Origin of the sequence: Klebsiella planticola (assembly GCF_000783935.2) — a bacterium.
GTDB classification, from domain to species: Bacteria; Pseudomonadota; Gammaproteobacteria; order Enterobacterales; family Enterobacteriaceae; genus Klebsiella; species Klebsiella planticola.
Genome location: NZ_CP026047.1, coordinates 4,830,756 through 4,843,574, shown reverse-complemented (window position 1 = coordinate 4,843,574; position 12,819 = coordinate 4,830,756). Strand labels below are relative to the sequence as shown.

Genomic DNA, 12,819 nt, shown 5'->3' with positions numbered 1-12,819 from the left:
CTCGTTGCAAAAAAGAACCCGGCGCAGAGACCGGGTTCTTTTCCTGCCAGGGGGCGTCAGGCCAGGGCATCCATCCGCTTCCACATCTTCGCCGCAACCTTTCTGGCTTCGGCAAACATCGGTTCGTAGTCAAAGGTAAACTGACGATCTTCGTAAACCATGACTCCGTTGACCATGACGCTATGAACGTTGCTGCTCCCCATCCCGAAGGCAATGTGGCCGGCAATATTTTCAGCGATAAGCGGCGTGGGCGGGGCGTAATCGCTGATGGTCAGGTCCGCCTTGTAACCGGCTTCGATACGACCAAACTTCGCCTTGAAGTTACGGCTGAGCAGTTCATTACCATTGCTTAATGCGCGGGCAAAGCTATCCGGCCACAGCGGGCCGCCGGCATCACGATGTTTGAAGAAGGCAAACTTAAGCTCCTCGAACATATCAGAACCCATCCCGTCGGTACCGAGCGCCAGGTTACGGAACGCCGCCAGACGCTGGTTATAGCCCACATGATTGTTCATGTTAGAACGGGCATTATGTACCAGGAACCCGTCATGGGCATTCAGCAGCTCAATATCCCTGTTGGAAAGATACAGCCCGTGGGCGATCAGCGTTTTGCTGTCGATCAGATCGAAATCAGCCAGCCTCACCAGCAGATCTTTTGCATAATGATGGTGGCTGTGGGAGACATCGTAGCGGTCTTCCGCCGCGTGAATATGCAGCCCGCGACCGGTTGTCTTCAGGGCCTCGTTTAGCATGCTCAGGCCCTCATCCGGGACAGTGAACGGCGCATGAGCGCCGATATGGGCCTCCACCAGATACGGGGTATCGCCTTTTTCCCTTGCGCTGTCTATTTCGCGAGCAAAGCGAATGTTTTCCTCAACGCCAGCCTGTAACTCTTTGGCGCCGCCGTTGCGATCCGTTGTTTCGAAGCAGGTCATGCCGCGTAGCCCAACCTTCAGAAAGGCCTGACGCAGTTGACTGAGCGACCCGGCAATATAATCCGGAGACGCGTGATGGTCGATAACCGCAGTACAGCCGCTGCGAATGGCCTCCAGCGAGCAGATGAGTCCGCTGTAGTACAGCGACTCTTCATCCAGCGCTCGATCGAGCCGCCACCACAGGTTTTTCAGCGTCGAGATAAAGTCCGGACAGGGGGCGATGTTGGCCTGGATACCGCGTGATAAGCCCGAATAGAAATGGTTGTGAGAGCACACGTTGCCAGGCATGACCAGGCGGCCCTGCATCTCTTTAACGCTGGCCTGCGGATAGCGCCGGCATTGCTCCGGCCCGACATCGAGAATGGTCTCATTTTCGATAACGATATCGACATTTTCCACGACTTTTTCCGGGTAAAGTTGCGCGACAGTCGCATTTTTAAGAATCAGGATACTCATACTTCGACGCCTCCCAGCAGATAGCGATGGTGGAGATGAACATGGCTGATAATGCGGCACATATCGGTAAGCGGTGGCGGTACATCGTTAAACTGGCCGCCTTCGTCGATACTCAGCAGCCAGATCCGATCGTTTTGTCGCACGTGAACCTGGTTCGCCTCGACAAGAAAACCCGGGTTCGTGCTGTTGCCGAAATCCTCGGGCAGACTAAAGAGGGTGATTTTGTCTTTGTATGGCTTGCCCTGCCATGGGCAGAACTGGGCGCAGTTACCGCATTCGTTGCAGAAGGCGTCAAGGTGCAAGGTCTGGTAACGATTCTGGAACCCTGGCACCGCGATTGAGACGTTGGCACGGTTTGGGCAGACATCCACGCACTTGCTGCAGAGGTAATTGCACTCGAGGCAACGGGAGGCCTCCTGGGCCACGAATGCATCTCGATCGTCTTTGTTTACCATGGCTACGGCAATGGTCCCTTTACGGCGGTAGACTTCCGCCGGATTGACGTTATTCCAGCGTTTGTCGCCATGGTGACTGAGGATATTCTCGCGGGCCAGAATCGTATCCGTTGCCCGGCGGGCATTGCCGATTGCGGAAACAATGGAGGAGGGGCCGCGCTGCACATCGCCGATCAGGAAGACGTTGGCCTTAGCGGTTTCACCATTGAGATCGACAACTGGCCAGCCATGTTCGTTGAGCGGAATACCCATCGTCGCGAGGGCATCGCGGTCCTGCTGCTCGCCGATGGCGGTTATCAGGGTATCGACCTGCAGCGTGCAGGTCTCGGCGGTTTGTAGCGGGCGGCGGCGCCCCTTTTCATCGGCTTCGCCGAGCGTCATGACGCGCAGCGTCAAGGTGCCATCGGCGTTAAACTCTTCCGGGTTGTTCAGAAAACGGAACTGAACGCCATCATCAACGGCTTCTTCATACTCCTCACGCCAGGCAGGCATCTCCTGCTGTGAACGGCGATAAACGATCGTGACCTTCTCCACACCGGGGACGCGCAGGGCCGCGCGGGCGCAGTCCATTGCGGTATTTCCCGCACCAATAATAGCCACATGCTTCCCCAGCTTCAGGTTGTCGCCGCGGTTATACTCCCGCAAAAACTGTAGCGATTTTCGTACGTTAGGGTTATCACCGCCTAGCGGGACACCGCTGTTCTTATCGGTACCGGTTCCCACCAGAACGTAGTGGAATCCTTCCTGCTGCAGCTTTTCAACGCTCAGATGCGGATCGCAGCCGTAGACCAGATTCACTCCATGTCGGATCACAAAATCGATATCATGTTCGACAAGCTCTGCGGGAATACGAAATTGCGGGATGATATTGCGCACCACGCCGCCGGCATTGGCCTCGCGTTCAAAGAGCGTCACCGGATGCCCGGCGCGGGCGAGAAAATAACCGGCGGCCAATCCTGCCGGGCCAGCGCCAATCACCGCTACCGGATGTCGGGTGCCGGAGCCTGCGGGTTTATGCCAGCGCTGCTGATATTCCTCCCAGCCTTTCTCCAGGGCGATTTTTTTCAACTCACGAATGTGAAGTGCGCTGTCGTAGTCCAGACGAGTACAGTTGTACTGACACTGATGGTCGCAGATATGACCGGTAATGGCCGGCAGGGCATTGCGCTGATAAATCAGCTCCAGCGCGTCGGCATAGCGCTGTTCGCCCATCAGGCGGATATATTCCGGGATATCCTGCTTAATAGCGCAGGCGGTAACGCATGGTGCGACGTAGCAGTCGGTGAGGGGCAGTTTCTCGCCGACATCAATACGGTCATTGGGTTTCCAGTGTTTTTGGGTGTACGCCATACTGACGGCTTTTTCCGCCAGCGCATTCAACCGCGTGACGTCCACCTGGGTCATCTTCCAGCCGTCAGACTGCTCCAGTTCGCGCATACATTCGCTAAGCCGCAGGTAGCCTCCCGGCTTCAACAGGTCCGTCGCCATCGTGATCGGATGAATCCCCGTGGCAAAAATTTCGCGAATATTGAGCTGGCTGGCGCCTCCTGAGTAGGAGATGGGCAGCTTGCCGTCAAAAGCGCGGGAAAGAAGAGCGGCAACATTGATGGACAGCGGGAACAGCGCGCGACCGGACATATACATCTCATCTCCCGGCAGCGCGCCTTTGTTGTTGACGGTGCCGAGCGTATTGGTCAGCTTCACGCCGAAGCCGAGATGCTTCTCTTTTGCCAGTTGCATCAGGCGTTCCAGCATTGCTAATGCCCGATCGATTTTCAGATCATGGTCAAAGGACTCTTCATTGAGCGCGATATAGCCAAAGCCGCAGGTATCAAGAATTTCACGTACCCGGGGATAGCCGAGAAGCGTCGGGTTGAGTTTGACGAAGGTATTGAGGTGTTTCTCTTCCAGCATATAGCGACAAATGGCTTCAATTTCATCCGGCGGACAGCCATGCATCGTCGACAGCGTTACGCCGTGTACCAGGGTGGCGGGGATCCTGTGTGCCAGCGTGTCGAGCCGTGGACGGATATCATCGCCGGGGAAGCGGAGAAGGAACCTCTCGTCATGCAGCCAGCGGTCGAGAATATCGCGATAGAGGGAAAACTCAGGTTGCTTGCTGGCATTCATCATGGTGTTGATAAACTGCTGCATCGGCGGCTGCTTGATACCGTCAAGGTTATAACCCACGCTCATATTGAAAATAAATGATTTGCCGCTCTTCATCGGCGTGAGCGGGAAAATCTCTTCCAGCAGGTGTAGAATAAACCACGCTTTCAGGTACTCATCAGCCGCCTTTTTCAGGGTAAATTCGGTCGACCATTCCGTATTAAAACATTCATCTTCGGCGTCGATACACGGTTTTTCCAGCTCAAGCCGATCGAGGATTTGTACGGTTTTCAGTTCAATAAACCGACCGCCGGTTAACCAGCTGGTGATAATATTTTGCGCCAGCTGGGTATGCGGTCCGGCGGCAGGTCCAACGGGGGTTGCACAACTCTCGCCGAACACGGTGAGTCGATTCGGGCTTGCCGGCGAGTAAAATTGCTGTTCAGGAATACCAAATATCGAGCGATGGTTTTGGTATTCATCAAAGATACGCGTCAATAATGCCTCAAACGGGACGGGACGCATGATATCTCCCATAACCCTCTCCTTAGATTAATCGGTGAACGAATATTATCGGGAAAACGATCTTTCCGACGAATTGGGAGAGCTGGAGCAACAATCGCACCAGTTATTTAGCCATTAAGCTAAGCGGATACGAATCTGTGAGAGAGATCTAAAGTTAATGACGCTTTATGAAATACATCACGTTACGCTAATGCGAATTCAAATCACTCAGCAAAATGAATTGTGCTTATTTCTCAAAATCAATGTTTATCTATCACAATGATAATTTACGTTATCGCGTTAAACGCGCTCATGAGACGCGAGGGCATCGCTACGAGCAACGCGGGCTATTTTGCAGGCGAATAAAATCGGCAGGGGTATCAATATCAAAAATAATTTCCGGATATTCCAGTTCCAGCCGTTGATGCCGACCGCTGAGCAGAGCCTGGCGGACAGATGAACCGTCAGAATGGTTCAGCCGCTGTTGCAAATAGCGGCGGGCAACGAGAATGGGATGGCCCGGTATTCCTTGATAATACGGAAGAATTGAACCGTTATAGCGCAACGGCCACAGGGTGCGGAATACCTCAGCGCGGATACAAGGCAGATCGCCGTGGGTGATAAAGCAGTATTCGCTTTTTACGGCGCGGGCCCCGCAGATCACGGAAGAGAGCAGCCCATGTCGATAATCCGCATTATGCGCCAGCGTTATCCTGGGGTTGTTACTATAGCGTGTCTGCAGTTCCTGCGCGTGAAAACCCGTCACCAGAATAATACGTGAGCAAAACTGCAGGGCATTTTTAATACTTGCATCAAGTATTGTTCCCTCTTGCCAGGGTAACATCATTTTCCACTGCCCCATTCGTGAGGACAACCCGGCGGCGGTAATAATACAGTCGATCGGCTTCATAGCGCTCTTTAAGTAATGGAAGTGAACCTGATTAATGGAAAATATACCGCAAGATGACGCCTTGTTTTGTGATTTAGGTGCATCTGCCAGCCCGTTACTTATTTCCGCCGTTGGCGCGGGTGGCAAAACCAGTACGTTGTTGTGGCTGGCTGAATTATTTGTCCAGGCCGGACGACGGGTCCTGTTGACCACCACCACGCATATGTCTCTACCGGAGCAGATGCCGGTTGTTATCTGTCGCGACCCGGAGCGGCTGCCGGCAGTCGTCTGGCAGCCGCCGCTGCTGGCCTGTTTTTCCGCATGGCTGCCGCAGGCTGGAAAAGTAAAGGGTTTTACCGGCGAGCAACTTGATGGACTGGTGGCGCAGGCTCACGTAGACGTGGTGCTGGTAGAAGCCGACGGCGCTCACGGTTTTGCACTTAAAGCGCCAAACGAGCATGAACCTTGCATCCCTGATTCAAGTCGCTGCGTCATTGCCGTGACGGGAGGCGGGTTGATTGGGCAATGTATTGGTCCTGGGACGGTTCATCGCTGGCCCTTTTTTTGCCGAATAACCGCCGCCGTACCGGGTGACAGGCTGAACTGGCAGATGCTGCATCGTTTCATTCGGCATCCTGAAGGGGCCTTTAAAGATACGCCGCCGGGTGTACGGCGCATCTGGTTACTTAATCAGCTTTCTCAAAATGATAATTTGCTGACAGCCGACCTGCTGGTTGATGGCGATGTTGATGCCATCTGGGCGGGATCCGTTCAGGAGCGTCCGGCAATCACGCGCAGACGAGTGAGAGAGTGAGGTTCACTCTGGGATGAAAAGGGATAGCCATCGAGGTTGTTATGAATATTTTCTCAGAAGCTGCAAGACTCGAAGAACAGAATCGCCCGTTTGCGCTGGCGCAGATTGTTGACAGCAGAGGCTCAACGCCCAGGCATTCAGCGCAGATGTTGATCCGCGCTGACGGGACCATTGCGGGAACCATAGGCGGCGGTATGGTGGAGCGAAAAGTGATTGATGAGGCACTGGTGGCGCTAAGTGAGAAGACGTCGCGAATGTTTCACGGCAGGATGGCGCGCAACGGGACCGATGCCGTTGGCTCTGACTGCGGAGGCGCGATGTCGGTTTATATCAGCGTGCATGGCCTGCGGCCGCGCCTGGTGCTGATCGGCGGCGGACACGTCAACCGCGCAATTGCGCAAATTGCGGCGCTGGTGGGGTTCGAAATCGCCGTTGCCGATATCTATCGGGAGAGCCTCAATCCTGATTTCTTCCCCCCGTCGACCCAGCTGTTGCATGCAGAAACCTTTAGTTGCGCGTTAGACAAGCTGGACATTGGCCCTGACAATTTTGTCCTCATCGCCACCAACAATAAAGATCGCGAAGCGCTGGATTGGCTGATTACCCAGCCAGTGGCCTGGCTGGGTCTGTTGGCCAGCCGCCGTAAGGTTCAGGTTTTTTTACGTCAACTGCGTGAAAACGGGATTGCGGAAGATCACATTGCGCGGCTGCATGCGCCGGTGGGCTATAGCATTGGCGCCGAGACGCCAAACGAGATAGCCATCAGCGTCCTGGCGGAGATCCTGCAGGTGAAAAATCAGGCCGCGGGTGGCCTGATGATGGCGGTAGATCATCCCTCACAGCATCTGCGGGTGGTGATTCGCGGTGCCGGAGATATTGCTACCGGGGTGGCGCTGCGGCTCTGGCATGCCGGATTTAAGGTGATCATGCTTGAGGTTGAAAAACCGACGGCGATCCGCCGCAGCGTGGCCTTTGCCCAGGCGATATTCGACGGTGAGGTGACGGTGGAGGGCGTTGTTGCCCGGCGCGCCGCGTCGGTACATGAGGCTATGCGCATCGTTGAAAATGGGGCCATCCCACTTCTGGTCGACCCATCGTGTCACTCCCTGCGCGACCTGAGGCCCGCCTGCGTGGTGGATGCAATTCTGGCGAAGGAAAACTTCGGTACTCATTGCGGGCTGGCCCCGGCGGTGATCGCGCTTGGCCCCGGTTTTTGCGCCGGGAAAGATTGCCACGCGGTAATTGAAACCCATCGGGGCCACTGGTTAGGCCAGGTGATATACCACGGCTGCGCCCAGGCGAATACCGGGATCCCGGGCAACATTCAGGGGCACACCTCGCTGAGGGTGATCCGCGCCCCGGTGGCCGGCGTGCTGCAGGGGCGGGTGCGGCTGGGCGATATTGTCAACGAAGGGGAGACGATCGCCACCATCGGTGACAGGGAGATTCTGGCTCCGCTGGGCGGCATGGTGCGGGGGTTATTAAACGATGGCCTGGTGGTTAACAGCGGTTTCAAAATCGGTGATATCGACCCGCGAGGCGCCGACGCCGATTATACCAGCGTATCGGATAAGGCCAGAGCGATTGGCGGTGGCGTGCTTGAAGCGCTAATGACGCTAATGCATCGCGGCGTTAAGGCGAAAGAAGCGGTGTTGACGGTCGCCTGAGCCTGATATCCCGCGGGCTTGTCCGGTAAAAATCGCCCGGAACATCACCGGGCGTATTCAGGGTTGCTGGTCATATCAGGCATCGTTTAACCAGCAATCACCGTTCCGGTTTTGCCTTCAATTCCTTCCTGAGCCTTGCTCAGCACCGTAATCAGGGCTTGACGTCCGGGACGGGAGCGCGCGAACGAGGCTGCCGCTTCAACCTTCGGGAGCATAGAACCTTTCGCGAAATGGCCTTCGCGAATATAGCGTTCGGCATCGCTAAGCGTGAGCGTATCCAGCCACTGCTCATCCGCTTTGCCAAAGTTGATGGCGACTTTCTCCACCGCCGTCAGGATAATGAGCATATCGGCGTCAATCATCGCTGCCAGTTTAGCGCTGGCCCAGTCTTTATCAATCACCGCGCTGGCACCCCGCAGGTGATGGCCTTCACGAATGACGGGGATACCGCCGCCGCCCACGGTAATCACCACATGACCCGCTTCCATCATCGCTTTCACCGTCTCTTTTTCGATGATATCCACCGGTTGCGGCGAGGCGACAACGCGGCGGTAGCCGCGGCCGGCATCTTCTTTCATGGTGTACCCCTGGCGGGTCAGCTGTCTGGCTTCTTCTTCGCTAAAAAAGGAACCGATAGGTTTGGTTGGATGTTTAAATGCGGGGTCGTTGGCGTCCACTTCGACCTGGGTTATCAGCGTTGCCACGGGCACGCTCATTCCTCGGGAAAGGAGCGCTTCACGTAGTGCGTTTTGTAAGTCGTAGCCAATGTAGCCCTGGCTGAGGGCGACGCAGACCGACATGGGCAACATGGGGGTGTGCGCTTCAGTTTTCGCGGCGGCTTCAAAAGCGAGGTTAATCATCCCCACCTGCGGACCATTTCCGTGGGTCACCACCACCTGGTGTCCCTGAGCAATCAGGTCAACGATGGCCTGCGCGGTTTGTTTAACGGCCTGCATTTGCCCGGCCAGATCGTCCCCTAAGGCATTTCCGCCAAGGGCGAGAACAATTTTCTTACTCATTCATTCCTCACTTTAGGGTGCATTTCCGCTTACGGGAGCGTTAGCGATTGAAAAGGGATGGCGGCGCAAGAAACGCCCCTGGCCTGCGGTGCCGGTAAAGTGACCGTTATCGAAGATCACTCTGCCGTGAGACAAGGTCTGGCGAATAGCGCCCTGGCAGATAAACCCCTCCCACGGGGAATAGTCAGCGTTGTCATGCAGCATTTCATGACGAATGGTGGTCGTCCGCCGCGGATCGATGATCACCACATCGCCATCGGCGCCGGGCGCCAGCAGCCCTTTTTTCGGCCACAGGCCGAACAGCTTTGCCGGCGTCGCGCTGGTGAGCGCCACGAAACGTTCGGCAGAAATACGTCCGGTCATCACCCCATGGGAGAACAGGAGCAGCAAACGATTTTCGACCCCCGGCAGACCGTTCGGACAGCGGCTGAAATCGCCACCGGAAAGCTGCTGGCGTTGGGCCATGGAGAAAGCACAGTGATCGGTGGCGACGACATCAATCGCGCCATCGCTGATACCGCACCACAGGGCATCGTGATGCCTGGCGTTACGCAGCGGTGGACTGAGCAGAAACTGCAAGGCATCTTCACGTTCATAGCAGCGTTCGTCGAGCAGCAGATACTGTGGGCAGGTTTCTACCCATACCGGCTGATGGCGGGTTTGGGCAAGACGTAGATAGTCCAGACCCAGACTATTGGAGAGATGCACGATGTATAGCGGCGCGTTGCCCGCAAGTTGTGCCAGATTGATCATCCGCGCGATGGCTTCGGCTTCGCACTCAAACGGGCGACTTAAAGCGTGATAGCGCGGGGCGGTTTTACCGGCGGCGAGAAACTCAGCGCGCTTTTGCGCAATAGCGGCATCATTTTCCGGATGAACGGTCGTTAATGCCCCGGCCCGCTGTAGATGACGCATCGCCTGCAGCACCTCGTCATCATTGAGTTTGTACTGGTAGGTCAGGTAGAGCTTAAAGCTGCTTATCCCCGCCTCGACCATCATCGGGATCTCATCAAGAATCGCGTGATTAATATGCTGGATAACGCCATGAAAACTGTAGTCAATCACCGCTTTATAAGCGGCATATCCGTGGTAGGCCTCCAGCTGGTGGCGTAACCGACAGCCGGCAGGGCCGAAGCCCATATGATCGATGATGGTTGTTGTACCGCCACACGCGGCGGCGCGGGTACCGGTAAAAAAATCATCACAGCTGCGGGCGAGTCCGGTATCAATATTAAAGTGGGTATGAACATCGATGCCGCCGGGCATCACGTAGCAACCTTCGGCATCAATAGTGTCGCACGGTTGGTCAAGCGTTATCTGGTGGGCCAGACGGCTGACCAGACCGTTTTCAATGAGCAAATCCTGTTTAGCCCGGCCGTCGGCATTGACGACGATGCCATTTTTAATCAGTACGCGCATAAACACTCCAGACTCCCGTCGCCAAGCGACGGGAGGCGTTGCAGACAATGATTATTCCGTGGCCAGCCAGCTAAGCGGAATGGCGGCATACATCGCGGCACAGGTCACCAGATGGGATTTCCAGGTCTTCTCATTAGGCGCATGGGCTTCCGGTTCTTTACCTGGACCAAAACCGATGACCGGAATGCCGTGACGGCCCATGATGGAGACGCCGTTGGTAGAGAACGTCCATTTATCAACGACCGGTGCTTTGCCAAACAGCCCTTCATAGGCATTGCTGAGCGCGCGGACGGTGAAGTGGTTCTCTTCCACTTTCCAGGTCGGGAAATAGCACTCGGTCGGGTAGACCAGGCCAGTCCAGGAGGGGCGGTCATAGTTGTACATCGACACCACCGCGTCTGCATTTTGTACGGCGGGCAGGGCGCGGATTTCCGCCAGCGCCCCTTCCCAGGTTTCCCCCCAGGTCAGGCGCCGGTCGATGGAGATAGCGCAGCTGTCGGCAACGGCGCAGCGGCTTGGCGAGGTGAAGAAAATTTCCGAAACGGTCAGGGTGCCTTTACCCAGGAACTCATCATTGCCCAGTTTGTGCGAGAGATCCTGCAGTTCATTGAGGATTGGCCCCATTTTGAAAATGGCGTTATCGCCGCGTTCCGGCGCGGAACCGTGGCAACTGATGCCATGGACATCAACGCGAATTTCCATACGCCCGCGCTGACCTCGGTAGATCTGACAGTCCGTTGGTTCGGTGCTGACGACAAACTCCGGGCGAATACCTGACTGCTCGATGATGTACTGCCAGCACAGCCCATCGCAGTCTTCCTCCTGAACGGTACCGGTGACCAGCAGGGTGTACTCATCTTCCAGTCCGAGGTCTTTGATAATTTTACCGGCATAGACCATTGAGGCCATTCCGCCTTCCTGGTCCGATGTTCCACGACCGCCGATTAACTCATCGGTCTCCATGCCTTCATAGGGATCGAAATTCCAGTTTTTGATGTTGCCGATGCCGACGGTATCGATATGTGCGTCCATCGCGACCAGACGCGGGCCATGGCCGATATAACCAAGAACGTTGCCCATCGGGTCGATGACCACTTTGTCGAAGCCGACCTTTTCCATCTCTTCTTTAATGCGATGGACCACGCGTTTTTCATCACAGCTTTCGCTCGGTATTGCCACCATGTCCCGGAGAAAACGGGTCATGTCCTGTTGGTAGTGGTTTGCTTTTTCAAGAATCAGTTTGAAGGGAATGTGCCTGGCCATGAATCAGTTCTCCAGTTTTTGTTTCCCGCTCAGCGGGATGAATTTGTCAGTGTTTTGAGGAATTATTGGGCCGCCGGATATTTACCTTCCCAGACGACTTCCCGGTAGTGCTTCACATCGGTATCGCCTTCCGTACTGATAACCAGCACCACGGAGTGGCTATCCAGTCCGAGCTTATTCATCAGCGCTTCGCGCTGTGGGTGAAAATGTACGGCGCAGAGAATGCCCAGACCGACAGCGCCAGACTCTCCGGAAATCACCCGTGGATCGGTACCGAGAGGATTACCCAGTACGCGCATCCCGAGCGCGGCTACGGCATCCTGACAGGAGATAAACTGGGTGGCGCAGTTGCGTAGAATGTCCCAGCCCAGCGGGTTGGGTTCGCCGCAGGCCAGGCCCGCCATAATCGTCGCCATGCTGCCGCCAACGTTGACGATTTGACCTTTGACGCCTGAACGGTAGAGACAATCCGCCAGCTCCGGCTCAACGATAACCGAATGCAGATCGCGTGCGCCGAAGACGTCCACCAGATAACCGAGCACGCCGCCGGCCATCGCGCCGACGCCAGCCTGCAGGAAGACGTGGGTCGGACGAGCAATGCCCATTGCCGCCATCTGCTCTACCGCTTCATCGGCGAGGGTGGCGTAACCTTGCATAATCCAGGTCGGGATTTTGGTATATCCCTCCCAGGCGGTGTCTTGTACCACCTCCCAGCCGTTTTGCCGGGCAGTTTGCATCGTGAAGCGTACGGTATCGTCATAGTTCATCTCGGTGACGATACACCTGGCGCCAAGCCGCAGGATGGCATCAACGCGCTCCTGGGCCGATCCTTTGGGCATATAGATAACGGCATTCTGACCCAGCTGCTGTGCCGCCCACGCCACGCCGCGTCCGTGGTTACCATCGGTGGTGGTGGCAAAGGTCATCTTTTCTTTTGTACTGGCTTTGAAGGTAGCGAATGAGAACGCGTTGATATCCAGGTGATATTTTTCGCACAGCAGCTGTGCGATAGCGTAGGCGCCGCCCAGCATTTTGAATGCGTTCAGACCGAAACGCTGCGACTCGTCTTTGACCAGAATCGTACTCACGCCAAACAGAGCCGCCAGCGACTTAAGGGCATACAGCGGCGTCGGTTCATATCCGACGATTTTTTGATGAAAATGGCGCGCCTGTTGCGCCTGCTGGCGCGAAAACAGCGGCGATGCTTCGCCGGTAAAAAAACGGTTTTCGGCAATATCCATTTTCAGTGAGAAAGCAGACATACACTGTCCTTATCCTTCATGCGGAGG

The 12,819-nt window shown here is 55.8% G+C and carries 9 protein-coding genes; 2 read left to right on the top strand and 7 right to left on the bottom strand.

Annotation, left to right across the window (positions count from 1 at the left end; all coding sequences use genetic code 11):
- Positions 1–56: 56 nt before the first annotated feature.
- The 3 genes from ssnA to MC50_RS23345 all read right to left on the bottom strand — a co-directional run bounded on the left by ssnA (position 57) and on the right by MC50_RS23345 (position 5,369).
- Positions 57–1,391 (bottom strand): putative aminohydrolase SsnA, encoded by a 1,335-nt coding sequence (ssnA, locus tag MC50_RS23355; protein ID WP_047665028.1) that lies wholly within the window; start codon positions 1,389–1,391, stop codon positions 57–59.
- On the bottom strand, positions 1,388–4,492 hold the full coding sequence (gene ygfK / locus MC50_RS23350) for a putative selenate reductase subunit YgfK (RefSeq protein ID WP_047665027.1): 3,105 nt from the start codon (positions 4,490–4,492) through the stop codon (positions 1,388–1,390). Before ygfK ends, ssnA begins: the two co-directional genes overlap by 4 nt.
- A 298-nt stretch (positions 4,493–4,790) precedes the next feature.
- On the bottom strand, positions 4,791–5,369 hold the full coding sequence (locus MC50_RS23345) for an NTP transferase domain-containing protein (RefSeq protein WP_047665026.1): 579 nt from the start codon (positions 5,367–5,369) through the stop codon (positions 4,791–4,793).
- A 34-nt stretch (positions 5,370–5,403) separates the two neighbouring features.
- Between MC50_RS23345 and yqeC the strand changes: the two genes are divergently transcribed.
- Positions 5,404–6,162, top strand: coding sequence for a selenium cofactor biosynthesis protein YqeC (gene yqeC, locus MC50_RS23340; protein WP_047665025.1), 759 nt, complete (start codon positions 5,404–5,406; stop codon positions 6,160–6,162).
- A 41-nt stretch (positions 6,163–6,203) separates the two neighbouring features.
- Complete coding sequence (gene yqeB / locus MC50_RS23335; RefSeq protein WP_047665024.1) at positions 6,204–7,829, top strand: selenium-dependent molybdenum cofactor biosynthesis protein YqeB; 1,626 nt, start codon at positions 6,204–6,206, stop codon at positions 7,827–7,829.
- 86 nt (positions 7,830–7,915) lie between these two features.
- Here yqeB and arcC read toward each other — a convergent pair whose 3' ends face one another.
- The 4 genes from arcC to dpaL form a co-directional block, all read right to left on the bottom strand.
- Positions 7,916–8,848 (bottom strand): carbamate kinase, encoded by a 933-nt coding sequence (gene arcC, locus MC50_RS23330; RefSeq protein ID WP_032687281.1) that lies wholly within the window; start codon positions 8,846–8,848, stop codon positions 7,916–7,918.
- A 12-nt stretch (positions 8,849–8,860) separates the two neighbouring features.
- A complete protein-coding gene (gene hydA / locus MC50_RS23325) occupies positions 8,861–10,267 on the bottom strand; it encodes a dihydropyrimidinase (protein WP_032696013.1) in 1,407 nt (468 codons plus the stop codon).
- A 51-nt stretch (positions 10,268–10,318) separates the two neighbouring features.
- Positions 10,319–11,530 carry a YgeY family selenium metabolism-linked hydrolase gene (locus tag MC50_RS23320; protein ID WP_032696014.1) on the bottom strand — a complete coding sequence of 404 codons (1,212 nt, stop codon included), beginning with the start codon at positions 11,528–11,530 and terminating at the stop codon, positions 10,319–10,321.
- Between the two features lie 62 nt (positions 11,531–11,592).
- Positions 11,593–12,792 carry a diaminopropionate ammonia-lyase gene (dpaL, locus tag MC50_RS23315; protein ID WP_032687284.1) on the bottom strand — a complete coding sequence of 400 codons (1,200 nt, stop codon included), beginning with the start codon at positions 12,790–12,792 and terminating at the stop codon, positions 11,593–11,595.
- Positions 12,793–12,819: the final 27 nt, after the last annotated feature.